This is a genomic window from Streptomyces sp. P6-2-1 (assembly GCF_050613165.1).
Lineage (GTDB): Bacteria > Actinomycetota > Actinomycetes > Streptomycetales > Streptomycetaceae > Streptomyces.
Genome location: NZ_CP192513.1, coordinates 3,434,588 through 3,451,921 on the forward strand (window position 1 = coordinate 3,434,588; position 17,334 = coordinate 3,451,921).

The 17,334-nt window shown below is 73.7% G+C and carries 13 protein-coding genes; 11 read left to right on the forward strand and 2 right to left on the reverse strand.

Translation table 11 applies throughout. The features are described from left to right. The first annotated feature begins 359 nt into the window (after positions 1–359). Together ACQYWQ_RS14815 and ACQYWQ_RS14820 are read left to right on the forward strand one after the other, a co-directional pair. Positions 360–1,076: an ATP-binding protein gene (locus ACQYWQ_RS14815; RefSeq protein WP_431035084.1), complete on the forward strand. Its 717-nt coding sequence runs from the start codon at positions 360–362 to the stop codon at positions 1,074–1,076. 650 nt (positions 1,077–1,726) lie between these two features. Further along, on the forward strand, positions 1,727–2,701 hold the full coding sequence (locus ACQYWQ_RS14820; RefSeq protein WP_431035086.1) for a DUF5926 family protein: 975 nt from the start codon (positions 1,727–1,729) through the stop codon (positions 2,699–2,701). 268 nt (positions 2,702–2,969) lie between these two features. Here the strand turns inward: ACQYWQ_RS14820 and ACQYWQ_RS14825 are convergent, their stop codons facing one another. Then, on the reverse strand, positions 2,970–3,719 hold the full coding sequence (locus tag ACQYWQ_RS14825) for a bifunctional DNA primase/polymerase (RefSeq protein WP_431035088.1): 750 nt from the start codon (positions 3,717–3,719) through the stop codon (positions 2,970–2,972). 907 nt (positions 3,720–4,626) lie between these two features. On the opposite strand from ACQYWQ_RS14825, the gene ACQYWQ_RS14830 reads away from it, so the two are divergent. Both ACQYWQ_RS14830 and ACQYWQ_RS14835 read left to right on the forward strand, forming a co-directional pair. Next, positions 4,627–6,048 carry a PP2C family protein-serine/threonine phosphatase gene (locus ACQYWQ_RS14830; RefSeq protein WP_431035090.1) on the forward strand — a complete coding sequence of 474 codons (1,422 nt, stop codon included), beginning with the start codon at positions 4,627–4,629 and terminating at the stop codon, positions 6,046–6,048. Positions 6,049–6,450: 402 nt separating this feature from the next. Beyond that, positions 6,451–7,917 (forward strand): aminopeptidase P family protein, encoded by a 1,467-nt coding sequence (locus ACQYWQ_RS14835; RefSeq protein ID WP_431035091.1) that lies wholly within the window; start codon positions 6,451–6,453, stop codon positions 7,915–7,917. A gap of 68 nt (positions 7,918–7,985) precedes the next feature. Here the strand turns inward: ACQYWQ_RS14835 and ACQYWQ_RS14840 are convergent, their stop codons facing one another. Further along, positions 7,986–8,423 (reverse strand): ATP-binding protein, encoded by a 438-nt coding sequence (locus tag ACQYWQ_RS14840; RefSeq protein WP_431035092.1) that lies wholly within the window; start codon positions 8,421–8,423, stop codon positions 7,986–7,988. Positions 8,424–8,724: 301 nt separating this feature from the next. Here ACQYWQ_RS14840 and ACQYWQ_RS14845 point away from each other — a divergent pair, with 301 nt between their 5' ends. The 7 genes from ACQYWQ_RS14845 to serS all read left to right on the forward strand — a co-directional run bounded on the left by ACQYWQ_RS14845 (position 8,725) and on the right by serS (position 17,282). Beyond that, a complete protein-coding gene (locus tag ACQYWQ_RS14845) occupies positions 8,725–9,483 on the forward strand; it encodes a hypothetical protein (RefSeq protein WP_431035094.1) in 759 nt (252 codons plus the stop codon). A gap of 133 nt (positions 9,484–9,616) precedes the next feature. After that, positions 9,617–10,438, forward strand: a complete 822-nt coding sequence (locus ACQYWQ_RS14850) for a YcnI family protein (RefSeq protein WP_431035095.1) — start codon at positions 9,617–9,619, stop codon at positions 10,436–10,438. A 70-nt stretch (positions 10,439–10,508) separates the two neighbouring features. Further along, positions 10,509–11,195, forward strand: a complete 687-nt coding sequence (locus ACQYWQ_RS14855) for an SCO family protein (RefSeq protein WP_431035096.1) — start codon at positions 10,509–10,511, stop codon at positions 11,193–11,195. Between the two features lie 77 nt (positions 11,196–11,272). Beyond that, positions 11,273–11,782: a copper chaperone PCu(A)C gene (locus ACQYWQ_RS14860; protein ID WP_431035098.1), complete on the forward strand. Its 510-nt coding sequence runs from the start codon at positions 11,273–11,275 to the stop codon at positions 11,780–11,782. A 10-nt stretch (positions 11,783–11,792) separates the two neighbouring features. Then, positions 11,793–13,847: a copper resistance CopC/CopD family protein gene (locus ACQYWQ_RS14865; RefSeq protein WP_431035099.1), complete on the forward strand. Its 2,055-nt coding sequence runs from the start codon at positions 11,793–11,795 to the stop codon at positions 13,845–13,847. Positions 13,848–13,948: 101 nt separating this feature from the next. Next, entirely contained in the window at positions 13,949–15,334 is a 1,386-nt protein-coding gene (gene efeB / locus ACQYWQ_RS14870; protein WP_431035100.1) for an iron uptake transporter deferrochelatase/peroxidase subunit, read from the forward strand. Positions 15,335–15,992: 658 nt separating this feature from the next. Beyond that, positions 15,993–17,282, forward strand: a complete 1,290-nt coding sequence (serS, locus tag ACQYWQ_RS14875) for a serine--tRNA ligase (protein ID WP_431035101.1) — start codon at positions 15,993–15,995, stop codon at positions 17,280–17,282. The last annotated feature ends 52 nt before the right edge of the window (positions 17,283–17,334 follow it).

Below are 17,334 nucleotides of genomic sequence, written 5' to 3' on the forward strand. Positions count from 1 at the left end.
GGGGGGCGCCCGGTGGAGGAACGGGCGCGGCGCGGGGCACGCGGGCGGTGCGCTCGCACGGCCTGGGCGGGGTCTCGCAGGTGAGGGCCCCGTGCATATGCCGAGGGCATGGTCGCAGGACACCAGGGGTGGCCTGGGCGCCGGGCGCGGGCCACGCACCCGGCACGGAACCGATCACCGCGGCCCGCTCGTGGTAACCGCTGTCTTCCCGAACGGGCTGTCATGCACACGGAGTACTCCGGCGCATGCGCTCCGTGTCGTCCGGGATGAATGCCTCCGGACGGCGGCCGCTGGCCGGTTTCCGGTGCAGTCCAGGGGGGCATTGACTCCCTGGCGTGGGGGTGAAGGAGGTTCCGGGGGTGGCAACGGTGGTCGCACAGGAGGTGCCCGCGTCGTCGAGCATGGCCGTACCGCACGGTCCATCGGGCGTACGCAGGGCACGGCATCGGCTGCGGGACGAGCTGGCCGGGCACGGAGTGCCTGACCCGGTCATCGACGACGCGGTCCTTGTCCTCTCCGAACTGCTCAGCAACGCGTGTCGGCACGGCAGACCGCTGCCCGAGGAGACGGCACGTCCGGGCGCGGAGGAGTTCGAGGAAGGTGACGTACTCGCCGCCTGGGAGGTGACGCCCGGCGGCCGCCTGACCGTCGAGGTCACCGACGGCGGCGGGCCCACCCGGCCCGTTCCCTCGACGCCCTCGGTGAGCGCGCACGGCGGCCGTGGTCTCGGCATCGTGACCGCGCTCGCGGAGAAGTGGGGAGTCAGGGACGAGCCGCACGGCGAGGTCACGGTGTGGGCCACGCTCTCGCCCGACGACCACCGCGCCGAGGACTTCGCGAGCCGTGTCACCGGCGCTGCGGCCGTCCCGGGCCTCGCGGAGCTGGGCCTCGACGAGACCGGCTTCGGGGACCCGGACCCGGGCCCGGCCGAGAGCGGTGGCGGAGACCACCGGAGGAACGGCGGCAGCCGCAGCGGCTTCGGACGCGGCAAGGGCTTCGGCCGGGGCGGCGGCTTCGGCGGGGGCGGCTTCGGCGGCTCTCCGTACGGGACACCGCGCTTCGGCGGCGCGGGCTGACCCGTCGGCCCGAGCCGACACCCCGGCGGGGGGCGACGCGCCGACCGGGACGGCCGGGCCTACGCGTACGGAGCCGACCGCGCCTCCGAGGACGCGGGCCGGGCCTTCGACACCGCGTGCTGGAGCCGGGCAGGCCCCCGCGCGCGAAGCGGCCGCCCCGCATCCGTACACCCGACGGACGCCGCACCCGTACACCCGACGGACCGGGCGGGCCCCGCATCCGTACACCCCGCAGGCCCCGCACCCGCGCACCCGGCAGGCCCCGTACCGCCGCCGGGCGTGGCGCCGCGCGGGCCCCGGGGGCCGCAGGCTCTCCCTGACTTCGCTCCCGTGCCCGCTCGGGCACCCCACTCCCCTTTTCCTGCCCGAATTCCGACCGTCTTCGCGCGCCACGGCGCCACCCGCCTCACGGGCCACCCGAGCACCCGGCCGCACCAGCCCCCGGCGCCGCGCCACCCCCGCCTCACGACCGCCCCCTCCCACGGACGTACAGACCCCCTCCGGGTCCCTTCACCCGGCCCAACGCGCACCCCTCGCCCCCTGCTCCCGCATCCGCTCCCGTTCACCCGTTCGAGTGCGTGGGGCCGGGAAGGCCCGAGGCGTTAGGCTCGCCGCCGTACGTGCCCAGCCGTGACGGGAGAACACCGACGATGGCCAAGAAGCGCCCGCAGTCCAAGGGCAAGGCGAGCACCGCGTTCGCGGGCGGTGAGGTGCCGGTGGTCGGGGCGAGGGAACCCTGCCCGTGCGGTTCGGGCCGCCGGTACAAGGCGTGCCACGGACGCGCGGCCGCGCAGGCGGCGACCGCCCTCGTCAGCCGCCCGTTCGAGGGACTGCCCGGTGAGGCCGACTGGGTCGCGCTGCGCGAACTCGTGCCCGCCGCGACGGTTCCGCTCCAGCTCGCGGGCGGACTGCCCGACGGCGTGCCGGCCGTGACGCTCGCGACCGTGCTGCCGATGGCCTGGCCCGCGTTGCGCCGCGAGGACGGCAGCGTCCTGCTCGGCCTCCAGAACGACACCGCTTCGGGCGACCTGAGCCGCGACCTCGCCGACACCCTGCGCCGCGCGCTCGACGCCGAGCCGGGCAACCCGGTCGAGGCGCGCCGCGCGCCCGTCGACGGCCCCCGCCTCCAGGACCTCCTGGATCTCGGCGCGCCGTTCGTCCCCGAGGTGCACGAGGGTTTCGCCTTCTGGCTGCCCGAGGGCGAGGCGCAGAACGCGTCCGCCGAGGTCACGGCCTCGCTGGAGCGTGCCGACGCGGCCGCTGTGCCGACCGTGCGGCTGAGCGGCGTCGATGCCGCGTACTGGTGCGAGGTGCCGGAGAAGAACCACCTGCGGTGGGTCACGACCCTCCCCGAGGAGCGGCTCCTGGACGCGCTCGCACGGCTCCACGCGGCCGGGGAGTCCTCGCTCGGCGAAGGCACGCGGCTCGTCGGTTCCTTCCGCGCGCACGGACTGACCGTGCCGGTGTGGGACCTGCCGAGCACGATGAGCGCGGCCGACACCGAGAAGCCCGCCGCCGCCTTCGCCGAGCGTCTGGAGACGGCCCTCGCCGCGACGACGCCGCTCACCACCGAGGAGCGCCGCGCCCGCGCGGGTCTCACCAACCGCCAGGTCACGCTCAACTGACGCACGGCGCCGGGCGCGCGTGAATCCGGTCACACCCGAAGCTCAAAGTCCGCTTAAGACCGGGCCCGAACGGATGAGACCGAATTTGCGAACCGGCGATCTCTTGTTACCGTTCAATTAGCCCGGTTGCTGGTGCATCCCCCGTCGCCAGCAACCGGGCCCTTCCATGTCCGGACGCAGGTCACGACGCCGGTCACGACGGGCGTCACGACGCGGGGCGCCGCACACGTCATGCCCCCCACGGACCGCCCCACCCCGGCTTCCGCGCTCAGAACTCCGGCGCGTTGACCCCCGGCCTGGTGAGCGTCTCGACGATCGGCCCGAGCACCGTCCCCACCTCCGGCAGCCACGGGCGCGCCACCTCCTCGTCCCGCACGGCAGGCGACCTCCCCGCCGGTGCCTCCGCCGCGTGCTCCGGCTCCGGCAGCGGCCCCCGCACCCACCCCGTCGCCCCCGTCCCCGTGTGCGAGGGCGGCAGGACGAGGTAGCCGCCGGTGCCGTGGAAGCGCAGCGCGCCGGGGACCCTGTCCATCGCGTAGAGCAGCGCGCCCAGGCGGGCGAGGTCGTACGGGGCGACGAGCAGCGCCCACCGCTCGGGGCCCGCCACGACGGGGCCCAGGCGCGCCCCCGCGCGGTCGAGCGCGGCGAGCGTCGCCGGGCCCACGGCGGCCGGCAGGCTCAGCGCGCAGGGCGCCTCGCCCTCGCCGGTCGCGAGCAGGACGGGGGCGTGCGGGCGCTGCCGCCACCACCAGGCCACCATGCGCGGATCGGTCGTCGCGGCGAGCAGCCCCGGTTCGAAGGGGTGCGCGCCCGGCCTGGCGCACAGCGGATCGGGGCAGGCGCAGTGGTCGGCGGGGCGCAGCGCGGGGTGCGGGGCGCGCCGCGCGGGGCGCGTGCCCACGCCGGGCAGGACGGGCCACTTCCAGCGCGTCGCGAAGAGCGCGGCCGCCTCGGGGTTGCCGGGTCCCTCCGTGCGGCCCGGCCCTGAGCTGCGGTGCTTTCCGGGGATCTCACGCATGCGCGCTCGTTCCTTTCCGTGGGACGCCGAGGAGCCGCACCACTGCGGTGCGGATCGCTTGCCTGCCGTTGCCCGCGCCCGGACGTGCCTGCGGCGCGAGTGTTGCCTGCGGTGCCGGTGGTGCGTGCGGTACGGGTGCGGCTCCCGGACGGAGGGAGCGCGGCCCGGGTGCGGAGCGTGCGTCTGGTGCGGTCGTCCGTGCGCCTGGTGCGGTCCGACGCGAGGGCGGCCCCGTGCGGTGCGCGATGCGCCGTGCGCGTCGGGCGGAGCCGTAACGTGTCGCTCGCGTACGTGGTCCTGTCGTACGTGGTCGCGCGGGGCGGATGCGTACGCGGTCCCCGCGCGGGGGCCCGTGGCCGGTGCGCGGGCTCACCGCGGACCGGTGGTGGCACAGGCCGGTCGTGGTCCGGGCCGGTGGTGGGCCCGCCCGCCCCGGCGGGCCCCAGCCCCGGTCGGCCTGGACCCCGGCCCTGTCGAGCCGGACTCCGTGCCGTACCGCCCCGTTGTGCTGTCGTTCAGGACGCTTCCCGCGCGTCACCGGGTTCCGGTCCAGCCCCCACTGGACCGCAGCCCCACCACGTAAGTACCCCGAGCGACTTCGGTGACGCTCCCCGACTGCCGTTCGCCTTCCCGGCGTCGCCGGAGGGCGAACTCCTCCAGTCGACCCCAGTCCCCCATCCGCACCTCCATTTCCGGCCAACCTGACATCTCGCGACGGGATGCACACCCCGCGTCCGGCCCGCACGCAGCCCGTTGCCACGCCCACGGACACCGGGAAACAGCCCCGGACAATGCTGGACATGCCGTGACGTACCCGTGTAGATGTGAACCTCTCGCCCAGCCGCAGCACACTTTGGGGGTTTGCGATGCTGACGCGCCACCCGCACCGGCCAGAGAGCCGGACACCATGAGCACCCCACCCGCCCCGAAAGTGGCCGGAACCCACTCCCCGAATCCCTCCTCCACCCACAATGCGGACGCCTCCGCGGAGCCCTCGGCGGACGCCTCGCTCCCCTCCCCCGCGAGCGCTCCTGGCGCCGGGGACTCCCGGGCGGGCGGCACCCCGGTACGCGCACCGCTCGCCCTTCAGGAGCGCCTCGCCTCCTGGCTGTTCGACCTCAGCACGCTCCACGAACTGAGCGCACGACTGCACCGCACCCGTACCACCGAGGACGCGCTGGGCGAACTCCTGCGCACGGGCGCCGCACTGCTCGGCGCGGAGCGCGGGCTGGTCCGCTTCACACACGCCGCTGCGCGGCCCGCGCGCCTCCACGGTCTCGGCCTGGACCGGGGCGAACTCGGCCGCCTGGAAGCACTGCCCGAGGAGTGCACCTCGCACGGCGCGCTGCTGGCCGCAGGCACGGGCGCGCCCCTGACGCGCCGTGACCTCCTCGCCGAACCGGGTCTCGACCCGCGCTGCGCGGCGGCCGCCCGGAGCCTCGGCTGCGCCGCCACGTACGCCGTACCGCTCTGCGACGCCGGGCGGATCTTCGCCTCGGCGCTCTGGTCCTTCCCCGAACCGACCGCGCCGTCCCCGCGACAGAGCCGCCTCCTCTCGCTCTACGCGCGCGAGGCCGCGAGCCACCTCGCGCTGCTCGGCGCGCAGGACACGGCGGTACGGGAGGCCGCGGCGTTGCGCACGCACCTCGGCCCCGGGGCGCTGCCCCGCGTCCCTGGGGCGCGCCTGGCCGGCCGCTGGCTCGCCGGGCCCGGCGGCGCGGGGAGCTGGTACGAGGCCGTGACGCTGCCCGACGGGGGTTGCGGGCTCGCCGTGGGCACCGCGAGCGGGGGCGGTCCCGAGGCGCTCGCCGGCGCGGCACGGCTGCGCGGGGCGCTGCGCGCGTACGCCATGCTCCAGGGCGAGGACCCGGCGGCGGTGCTCGCCGACCTCGAACTCGTGCTCCGGCTCAGCGAGCCGGGCCGCAGCGCGACCGCGCTCTACGCACATCTCGGCCAGGACGGCAGGCGGCTGCGCTTCGCCGGGGCGGGGCACGCGCCGCCGCTCCTGATCGGCCCGCGCAGGGTCGAGTACCTGGAGAGCACCGTGTCGGCGCCGCTCACGATGCTGAGCTGCTGGGAGGCACCGAGCGTCGAGGTGCGGCCGGAGCCCGGCGAGTCGCTCGTCTTCTACACCGACGGGCTGCTCCGGGCCACGGGTGACACCGCCGACCGCGCCTTCGCACGCGTGCACGCGGCGGCGGCGAGCAGCCCGCAGCGGCTGCGGCGGGACCCCGGGGCGCTCGCGGACCACCTTCTGGGGCGGGTGCTGACGGAGAGCGCCCTGCCGACGGGGGAGGACCTGGCGCTGCTGGTGCTGACCTTCGACTGAGCCGAAGCGGGGGCCGGAGGCCGGAAGCCGGGAACGGCGATCCGGGAGCGAAGGGCCTGGACCGGCGATCCGGGAGCGAAGGGCCTGGACCAGCGGGCCGGAAGCCAGGAACGGCGGGCCCGGAGCCAGGAACAGCGAGCCGGGAGCCCGGCCCGGCGATCCCGGCTCCGGGAGCGGCATGTTTCACGTGAAACATCGCCGATGACCCCCTTGCGGGGTTTCACGTGAAACATGCCGCGCTCCGCGCCCGCCCTGTGGCCCTGCTCACAGCCGCCCGGCCGTTCTCGCGGGACGCGCCGAGTCCGTACCGGAGTTGGCTCACGCCTTCCTTCGTACGCCCCGGCGGGCGAAGCGGACAACCGTACGATGGCCGCATCAGGCGTTCGTAGAAGGAGACAGCCCATGCAGGACGGCGGACAGCAGGTTCCGAGCACCGAGGACGGATCGGAGGAGGAGGCGATCAAGCAGCGCAAGAACGGCCTCTACCGCAATGTCTCGGACGAGCTGGCGGAGAGCATGCGGACCGGCTGGGCCGACACGGAGCTGCACGATCTGAAGCCGATCCCGCAGGCCGCCGAGACCGCCGCGCGTCGCGCCAAGCTGTCCGCCGCCTTCCCCGGCGAGCGGCTCGTGATCCCGGCGGGCAACCTCAAGGTCCGCTCGAACGACACGGACTACCCCTTCCGCTCCTCGGTCGAGTACGCCTACCTCACCGGCGACCAGACACAGGACGGCGTACTCGTCCTGGAGCCCACCGCGAGCGGCCACGAGGCGACTGTCTACCTGCTGCCCCGCTCGAACCGCGAGAACGGCGAATTCTGGCTCGACGGCCAGGGCGAGCTGTGGGTGGGCCGCAGGAACTCCCTCGCCGAGTCCGAGCAGTTGCTCGGCATCCCGGCGAAGGACGTGCGCGAGCTGCCCGAGGCGCTGCGCGAGGCGAGCGGCCCGGTGCGGGTCGTGCGCGGGTACGACGCGGGCATCGAGGCCGCGCTCACCGACAAGGTGACGGGCGAGCGGGACGAGGAGCTGCGGGTCTTCCTCTCCGAGGCACGGCTCGTCAAGGACGCGTTCGAGATCGGCGAGCTGCGGAAGGCCGTCGACTCGACCACGCGCGGCTTCGAGGACGTCGTGAAGGTCCTCGACAAGGCGCAGGCCACCTCCGAGCGCTACATCGAGGGCACGTTCTTCCTGCGCGCCCGCGTCGAGGGCAACGACATCGGCTACGGCTCGATCTGCGCCGCGGGGCCGCACGCCACGACGCTGCACTGGGTCCGCAACGACGGTCCGGTCCGCGCCGGTGAGCTGCTGCTCCTCGACGCCGGGGTCGAGACGCACACCCTCTACACCGCCGATGTGACGCGCACGCTGCCGATCGACGGCACGTTCACCGCGCTCCAGCGGACGATCTACGACGCGGTGTACGAGGCGCAGGAGGCCGGCATCGCGGCGGTGCGCCCGGGCGCCAAGTACGCGGACTTCCACGAGGCCGCGCAGCGCGTGCTCGCCACGCGGCTCGTCGAGTGGGGCATCATCGAAGGCCCCGTCGACCGCGTCATCGAGCTGGGCCTCCAGCGCCGCTTCACGCTGCACGGCACCGGTCACATGCTCGGCCTCGACGTGCACGACTGCGCGGTGGCCCGCACCGAGACGTACAAGGACGGCGTCCTGGAGCCCGGCATGTGCCTGACGGTCGAGCCGGGCCTCTACTTCCAGGCCGACGACCTCACCGTGCCCGAGGAGTACCGGGGCATCGGCGTGCGGATCGAGGACGACATCGTCGTCACGGAGGACGGCAACCTGAACCTCTCGGCCGCGCTGCCGCGCACGGCGGACGAGGTCGAGGCGTGGATGGCGCGCCTCCAGGGCTGAGGCACGACAGCGGTACGTGGACGGGCCGGGCTCCCCTCGGGGGCCCGGCCCGTTGGCGTACCCCCCCGTCAGGCCGCTGCCAGCGGAGCCCCTTCGCGCCACTTCACGAGCTTGTCGAAGCGGACGACAGCGCCGCCGCGGCCCGCGCGATTGCGAAACTGGGCATGGTCGGAGAGTTCGCTGATGATGCCGAGGCCACGACCGCTCTCCGCCTCCAGGCGGGTGCGGCGCAGGGGGACGCCGCGGCGCCCCGGGAAGCCCGGGCCCGAGTCGCTCACCTCGACGTGACAGCGCTCCTCGTCGAGGCGGACGGTGACGCGGTACTTCGCCGTGCTCGCGCCGCCGTGCTCGACGGCGTTCGCGCACGCCTCGGTGAGCGCGAGGGAGAGATCGAAGGCGGTGTCGGGATCGACGCCGGCCGTGTCCATAGCACCGGCGAGCAGCTTGCGGGCGAGCGGCACGCTCGCCGCCTCACGCCGCAGATGGAGTGACCACCAGATGCTCATGTTCCAGCCTCCTGTGCACGGCTCGGCATAGAAGTACGTATTGCCGCCGACACCGTCCCTCAACCGCCCTCTTGACACCGCGAAGTCGGATCAATACGGGGCTAATAGTGCATATCCGGCGAGAAGTTCACGCCATCGGCCCCCACCCGCCAGACGCCCCGGGTGCCCCAGGCGTCACACTCGTCCCGCGCCGGACGCCCCCATTCCCCCGTACCGCCGCCATCCCCGCCCAAGCAGACCTTCGGGACCTTGCGGACCTGCCCGCCCGCGCCGCGGGACGCGATGGGATGATGGGCCCGCCATGACTGCCCCCCACGTGTTCCCGCGCGCCGGATCGGGACTCCGGCTGCTGAGGGCCGCGGTGTTCACCGCGGTCTGCGTCGCGTTGTCCGCGCTGGGGCACTCGATGGCCTCGGGGGCGAGTGTTCCGCTGTGGAGCCTGGGCCTCGGTTTCCTCCTCGTCCTCCTCGTCGTCTGCCCGCTCGCGGGCCGGGAACGCTCCCTGCCCGGCATCGCGGCGCTCCTCGCCACCGGGCAGCTCGGGCTCCACGCCCTCTTCGGGCTCGGTCAGCAGGGCATGGCGATGGGGCCCCCGCAGGAGAGCGCGGCCGAGCGCGCCGCGCGGCTCGTCTGCGGCGCCGGGGCCTCCTCACTGAGCCCCCTGGAGGCGCATCACATCCTCGCGACGGCCGGGCTCGACGATCCGGCGGCGGCGCACGCGCATTCCGGCATGGGGCCGCTGCCCTCGCTGCCGATGCTCCTCCTGCACCTGCTGGCCGCGCTCGTCGCCGGCTGGCTCCTGCGCCGTGGTGAGCGGGCTCTCTTCGGGCTCGTACGGCTCTCGGGGCAGCTCATCGCCGCGGTCGCCGCGGGGGCACGGCTGCGGGCGCTGTGGTGCGCGCTCGCTCTCGTACGGCTGCGGCTCGCGGCCCTCGCGCTGCTGCGGCAGCCGCGCGCGGCCCGCGGGGACGAGGAACGGCTGCCCGGGGACGGGGCGGCCATCCGGCACTCGGTGATCAGGCGGGGCCCGCCGCGCGCGGGCCTGACTCTCGCCGCCTGACCACGACCGGCAACACCCGCCGGGCCCGGGCCTGTCCGTGCCCCGGTGCCGCCGCGTCGTGCCGCCGCGCGCGCCCCGAAACAGGCCGCGCGGCCACCTCACCGTTCCCCACTGCCGAAAGTGGAGTTTCGCCATGCACGCTTCGTACGACGAGACGTACGCGCCCACCGCCGCACCCGCGCGACGCGTTCGCCGCCTCGCGGTCCTCGGCGCGCTCGCCGCCTCCGGGGTCCTCGTCCTCGCGGGCCCCGCCGCCGCGCACGTCAGCGTCGCCCCGCAGGGGACCGCCGCCAAGGGCGGCTACGCGACCGTCAACTTCAAGGTGCCCAACGAGCGCGACGACGCCTCGACCGTGAAGCTGGAGGTCAGCCTCCCCACCGACCACCCGCTCGCCTCGGTGCAGCCGCAGCCGGTCCCCGGCTGGACCGTCAAGGTCACGCAGGCCACGCTCGACAAGCCGATCGAGATGCACGGCGAGAAGGTCACCGAGGCGCCCTCGAAGATCACCTGGACCGCCGAGGGCAAGGGCGTCGAGCCCGGCCAGTTCCAGCAGTTCCCGCTCTCGCTCGGGCCCCTGCCCGAGGACGCGGACCAGCTCGTCTTCAAGGCCCTCCAGACGTACTCCGACAAGGAGGTCGTCCGGTGGATCGAGGAGCCGAAGAGCGACGGCAGTGAGCCGGACGACCCCGCGCCCGTGCTCGCCCTGAGCGCCGCAGCCGACGACGCGCACGGCGCGGCGGCGAACGGCTCGGCGAGCGACAGCGCCGCAGGGGACGACGGCAAGGACGGGGCCGAGAACGGCCACGACAAGACCGCCAGCGCCTCCTCCGAGAGCGACAACGGCTCGTCCGACACCACCGCCCGCGTCCTCGCCGTCGTCGGCATCGTCGTCGGCGCCGCCGGGGTGGCCTTCGGGGTGCTCGCGGGGCGCCGCCGTACCGCCACCAGCGACTGACCCACCCGGGGCGGGGCGCCCTTCGCGGCGCCCCGCCCCTCCGCCCCCTTCTCACCTCAGGACTTCGCACATGCGCACCACCAGCACCACCCGGCTCCGCCGTTCGACCCTGCTCGCCGCCTCGTTCGCCACCGCGGCCGCACTCACCCTCGGCGCCTGCGGCGGCAGCGACGACGACAAGAAGGACAACGCCGCCGTCGTCGACGTCTCCGCCGCGCCGGACACGCGGAAGGCGGCGACCGTTCTCGACCAGCCCTTCACGAAGCCGGACCTCGTCCTCACCGACACGGCGGGCAAGAAGTTCGACCTGCGGGAGCGCACGGCGGGCAAGCCGACGCTCGTCTACTTCGGCTACACGAACTGCCCCGACGTCTGCCCGCTCACCATGAGCAACATCGCCATCGCCGCGAAGAAGCTGCCCGCGGCCGAGCGCGAGAAGCTCCAGGTCGTCTTCGTCACGACCGACCCGAAGCGCGACACCCCGAAGGCGCTCGGCTCCTGGCTCAAGGGCCAGGACCCCGACTTCATCGGCCTCACGGGCGACTTCGACTCCATCCAGGCGGGCGCACGCCAGCTCGGCATCAGCGTCGAGCCCACGCACAAGGACAAGAACGGCAAGACCGTCTCGACCCACGGCACGCAGGTCATCGCCTTCTCCCCGAAGACCGACAAGGGCTACGTCCTGTACGGCGAGCAGGCGACCGCCGACGACTACACGAAGGACCTGCCCCAGCTCGTCGAAGGACGCCGGCCGTGACGGCGCGAGCACCGGAGCGGACCCGGCGCGGCGCCTCGGCCGCACACGGCATACGCGGCGCCTCGGCCGTAGGGAGCGTGCGAGCCCGCACGGGGGTGCGCGGCGGTACGGGGCTGCTCGCGCTCCTCGCGGGCGGCCTGGGCCTCGCCCTCACCCTCACCGCCTGCGGGGGCGGCAGCGGCAGCGCCGACGACGCGAAGCCCGCCGTCAAGGTCACCACCGGCTACGTACCGCAGCCCGTCAGCGACGACATGGCCGCCGGTTTCTTCGTCGTCACCAACAAGGGCGGGGCCGACCGCCTCACCTCCGTGACCAGCCCGCTCGCGGCGGAGGTGACCCTGCACAGCACGAAGGACGGCCAGATGCGCGAGCAGGACTCCTTCGCGGTCCCGGCGCACGGCCGGCTCGACTTCGCGCGCGGCGGTAATCACCTCATGTTCGAGCGGCTCCGGCACACACCGAAGCGCGGGGAGACCGTCACGGTCACCCTGCACTTCGCGAAGTCCGGGGCCGTCAAGGCCGTCCTGCCGGTGAAGGAGACGACCTACCAGCCGCCCTCGGCGGGAGACACGCAGGACAAGCAGTGAGGAGCACCCGATGCGCAGCCCCGCACCACCCGCTCTGAGCACCGCCGACGCCCCGGGAGGCGCGCGCCCCGGCACAGCGCGCCGCCGCACTCCTCCCGGGGGCCGCAGGCTCGCTCTCCTCCTCGCGAGCCTCGCGGCGGCGCTCCTCGCCGTACTCGCGGGAGCCGCGCCCGCTTCGGCGCACGCGGCGCTCGTCGGCAGCGACCCGCAGCAGGGCTCCGTGCTCGACACCGCGCCCGCGCGCGTCGTGCTCGACTTCTCCGAGAAGATCGGCGTCTCCGACAACGCGGTCCGCGTACTCGACCCCTCGGGCGAGCGCGTCGACACCGGCAAGCTCACGGAGCTGAGCGGCGGTTCCCGCGCCCGCTACGCGGTGAACCTGCACGCCGGGCTCCCCGACGGCACCTTCACCGTCGCCTACCAGGTCGTCTCCGCCGACAGCCACCCCGTCGCAGGCGCCTTCACCTTCTCGATCGGCGCCCCTTCGAAGACGAGCGCGGTCGTCCCCGAGACCGAGGCGGGCGGCGGTCTCGTCGGTTTCCTCTACGACGTGGGGCGGTACCTCGCGTACGCGGGCTTCGTCGTCCTCGTCGGCGGCGCCGCCTTCGTGCTCGGCTGCTGGCCGCGCGGCACCCGCCTGCGCGCCCTGCAACGCCTCGTCGTCGGCGGCTGGTGCGCGCTCACGGCCGCGACTCTCGCGCTGCTCCTGCTGCGCGGCGCGTACACGGGCTCGGGGAAGTTCTCCGACGTCTTCGACCTCGGCGCGCTCGGCGACGTGCTCCAGACGAAGCCCGGCGCCGCCCTCGTCTCGCGACTGCTCCTGCTCGCCGTCGCCGCACTCTTCATCGCCGTGCTCTTCGGTGCCTACGCGCGGCGCGAGGACCCGGCCGAACGCCGCGACCTCGGCTTCGGGCTCGCGATCGGCGGTCCCGTCGTCGCGATCGGCCTCGCCTCGACCTGGGCGCTGGCCGAGCACGCGTCCGCCGGGCTCCAGACCGCCGTCGCGATGCCCGTCGACATCCTGCACCTGCTCGCTGTCGCCGCGTGGCTCGGCGGGCTCACCGCACTGCTCGTCGCCCTCTACCGCGATCCCGCCGTCGAGGCGGCGACCGTCCACCGCTTCTCACGGCTCGCCTTCACGAGCGTCGTCGTGCTCGTCGGCACCGGGATCTACCAGTCCTGGCGCCAGGTCGGCACCTGGTCGGCGCTCACCGGCACGTCGTACGGGCAGCTCCTGCTCGTGAAGGTCGGCCTCGTCGTCGTCCTCGTCGCCGTCGCCTTCTTCTCCCGCCGCTGGACGAGCCGGCTCACGGAGGGCGGGACGACGGTGGCGGGTGTGCCGAGGACGCGCAAGGCGGAGCCCGCGCGCAAGGGGGAACAGGCGCGCAAGGCGGAGCCCGCGCGTACGGAGAGGTCGGCGCGCACGCAGAAGACCGCCGTACGCGACGGGGGCGACGCCCGCGGGAAGGGCGCCGCCGACGGAGGGGATGCCGCCGATCCCGTACGGGCCGCTCAGCTCGCGCGGCAGCAGGCGGCCGTACGGGTCGCGCAGGAGAAGCGGACGCGGGACGCCGACCCGGTCCGCTCGGGGCTGCGCCGCTCCGTCCTGATCGAGGCCGGGATCGCCGTCGTCCTGCTCGGCGTCACGACCGTCCTCACCACGACCGAGCCCGGCCGCACCGAGGAGCAGGTCGCCGCGGCCAAGGGCGGGTCCGCGAGCAGCGCGCCCGTCTCCGTGAAGCTCCCCTTCGACACCGGCGGCGAGAACGGCAAGGGCACCGTCCAGCTCGATATCGACCCAGGGCGCTCGGGCGCCAACGTCATGCACGTCTACATCGAGCGCCCAGGAGGCGCGCCCTTCGACGTGCCTGAGGTCCGCCTCTCGCTCACGCTCCCCGAGAAGAACCTCGGCCCGATCGCGGTCCGGCCCCAGCACCTCGCGGCCGGGCACTGGAGCGCGTCCGGGGTGCAGATCCCGATGGCGGGCAGCTGGCAGCTCGGCGTCACCGTCCGCACCTCCGACATCGACCAGGTCACCGTCGACAAGACCGTCCGTATCGGCTGAGCCCGGCGAGGACAAGCAGCCGACAGCCGCCTCAGCGGCGCACGCGCCGGACCGCCCCGGAAGCCGCGCGCGCCGGACCGCACCCGAAAGCACAGAGCACCATGACAGACCGCATCCCGCCCCAGGACCGGACCAAGGCCCGCCCCCGGAGGGCTGGTTCCGCGCCTCGCACCACCGAGGACCGTACGAACCCGCCGGGCCCGGAGGACCGTACGAACCCGCCGGGCCCGGAGGACCGTGCGAACCCGCCGGGCCCCGCGGGCGTCAGCCGCCGTGCGCTGCTCGGCACGGCCGGGGCCACCGGGCTCGCCCTCGGGGCCGCGGGGGGCGGGGTGGGGTACGCCCTCGCGCCGGACGCGAGCAAGGAGCACGCCGAAGCGCTCACCGCACTCGGCGCCCGGCGCGCGATGTTCCACGTGAAACATCAGCCGGGGATCACCACCCCGCTCCAGGCCAAGGGCCACCTCCTCGCCTTCGATCTGCTCGCGGGCAAGGGCAGGCGCGAGGCGGCGAATCTCCTGCGGCACTGGTCGGCGACTGCCGAGCGGCTCATGGCAGGCGAGACGGTCGCGGCGGACGGGCACGACACCGGCATCGCGCTCGACGCCGGGCCCTCCTCGCTCACGGTCACCTTCGGGTTCGGGCACAGCTTCTTCAGCCGTACGGGACTGGAGAAACAGCGGCCCGAAGCTCTCGCGCCGCTCCCGCAGTTCTCCTCCGACCACCTCGACGCGAAGCGGAGCAACGGCGATCTGTGGGTGCAGATCGGCGCCGACGACGCCCTCGTCGCCTTTCACGCACTGCGGGCTCTCCAGAAGGACGCGCGCGGGACGGCGCGGGTGCGCTGGCAGATGAACGGCTTCAACCGTTCCCCCGGGGCCACCGCGAGCCCCAGGACCGCCCGGAATCTCATGGGGCAGCTCGACGGGACGGGCAATCCGCAGGAGAGCGACGAAGACTTCGCGGCCCGTGTCTTCGTGGCTCCCGGGGACGGTCCGGAGTGGATGGCGAACGGCTCGTACGTCGTCATGCGCCGTATCCGCATGCTGCTCGACGACTGGGAGGGCCTCGGGCTCGCGGAGCAGGAGAGGGTCATCGGCCGCCGGAAATCCACCGGTGCCCCGCTCACGGGCGGCGGGGAACGCACCGAACCGAAACTCGACGCGACCGACAAGAACGGCGACCTCGTCATTCCGCTCAACGCCCATGCCCGCATCACCCGACCCGACCAGAACGGCGGGGCCGCGATGCTGCGCCGCCCGTTCTCGTACCACGACGGCATCGACGCGGAGGGCGTACCGGACTCCGGACTCCTCTTCCTGTGCTGGCAGGCGGACCCGCTGCGGGGTTTCGTCCCCGTGCAGCGCAAGCTCGACCGCGGGGACGCGCTCTCCGAGTACATCCGCCACGAGGCGAGCGGGCTCTACGCCGTACCGGGAGGCGCGGGGAAGGGGGAGTACGTGGGGCAGGGGCTGCTGGAGGGGTGACGGGGGCGACCTCTTCCTCTCGTCCTTCTGTCGTACGAGAGGAAGAGGTTGTCCACAGAGTTATCCACAGGCGGGCGCCCAGGGCTGGGGACAAGTCGACAGACGCGCCCGACATGGTCGACAAATCGCCCTAGAGACCCCCACGGCCACCAAGTCCGTCCACAGTCATTTCCTGGCCGCCCCGGCCGGTTCGCCGCCATTCGACGCCACTTTTCCCTTGATCAACTCTATGGGATCGAGAATTTCCACCCGAAAGGGGTCGCCCGCAAGGTTTCGAATGGGAAATCTACGGAACGAACGGCTGGATTCGGAACTTTGCATTCCGACATCCACAGCGGACATCCGCAGCCTGTGGATAACTTTTCGGGAACGCCCACCCCTGTGGACAACTTCGCCGCACAGCGGCCCCGCGTCGCGCCCGCGCCGCCTCCACACGGTGTCCGCGCGGCCTTCGCGCAGCCTCCGCGCGGCCTCCGCGACCGTACGCCGAGAAGCGCGAGCCACTCAGGCGAATACCGAATAAGCCCTGCGAACATTCCGGCAAATCACCCATTTCACCCTTAACGCGCAAGCGGGTCGCGAAAAAGATCACCGCCTCGAGGCGATCGCCGCCGAATCCCGGTCGAGCCGAGGACCATCGCCCCGGTAGCCTGGCTCTGTGATTGACCTTCGCCTGCTTCGTGAGGACCCCGACCGTGTGCGTGCTTCGCAGCGCGCCCGAGGAGAGGACGTCGGGCTCGTCGACTCCCTCCTCTCCGCCGACGAGCGCCGCCGCTCCTCCGGGGTCCGCTTCGACGAGCTGCGCGCCGAGCAGAAGCAGCTCGGCAAGCTCATCCCCAAGGCGCAGGGGGACGAGAAGCAGGAGCTGCTGAGGCGGACGGGTGAGCTGGCCGCCGCGGTCAAGGCCGCCGACGCCGAGCAGAACGACGCCGCCGCGCAGACCCAGGACCTCCTGCGCCGCCTGGGCAACCTCGTCCACCCGGACGTCCCCGTCGGCGGCGAGGAGGACTTCGCCCTCCTGGAGACGCACGGCACGATCCGCGACTTCGAGGCCGAGGGCTTCACGCCCAAGGACCACCTGGAGCTGGGCAACCTGCTCGGCGCGATCGACGTCGAGCGCGCGGCGAAGGTCTCGGGCTCGCGCTTCTACTACCTCACCGGCATCGGCGCGCTCCTCGAACTCGCCCTCGTCAACGCCGCGATCGCACAGGCCACGGCGGCCGGCTTCACGCCCATGCTCACGCCCGCTCTCGTCCGTCCGCAGGCGATGGACGGCACCGGCTTCCTCGGCCAGGCGGGACAGGACGTCTACCACCTCAAGGACGACGACCTGTATCTCGTCGGCACCTCCGAGGTGGCCCTCGCCGGCTACCACATGGACGAGATCATCGAGGCGGACCGGCTGCCGCTGCGGTACGCGGGCTTCTCGCCGTGCTTCCGGCGCGAGGCGGGCTCGCACGGCAAGGACACGCGGGGCATCTTCCGCGTCCACCAGTTCGACAAGGTCGAGATGTTCTCGTACGTCGCCCCGGAGGACTCCGAGGCGGAGCACCAGCGGCTCCTTGACTGGGAGAAGCAGTGGCTGACCTCGCTCGGGCTGCCGTTCCGCGTGATCGACGTCGCGACCGGTGACCTCGGCTCCTCGGCGGCGCGGAAGTTCGACTGCGAGGCGTGGATTCCGACGCAGGGCAAGTACCGCGAGCTGACCTCGACATCGGACTGCACCGAGTTCCAGGCGCGGCGCCTGTCCATCCGGATGCGCGACGGCAAGAAGACGCGCCCGCTCGCGACCCTCAACGGCACGCTGTGCGCCGTCCCGCGCACGATCGTCGCGCTCCTGGAGAACCACCAGCAGGCCGACGGTTCGGTGCGGGTGCCGGAGGTGCTGCGGCCGTACCTGGGCGGTCGCGAGGTGCTGGAGCCGGTCGCTCCGGCCGCCGCCAAGTGAGCGGCGAGTCCGTTCGCACGGGGGACGGGCCAAGGCCCACGGCGGCGCTCAC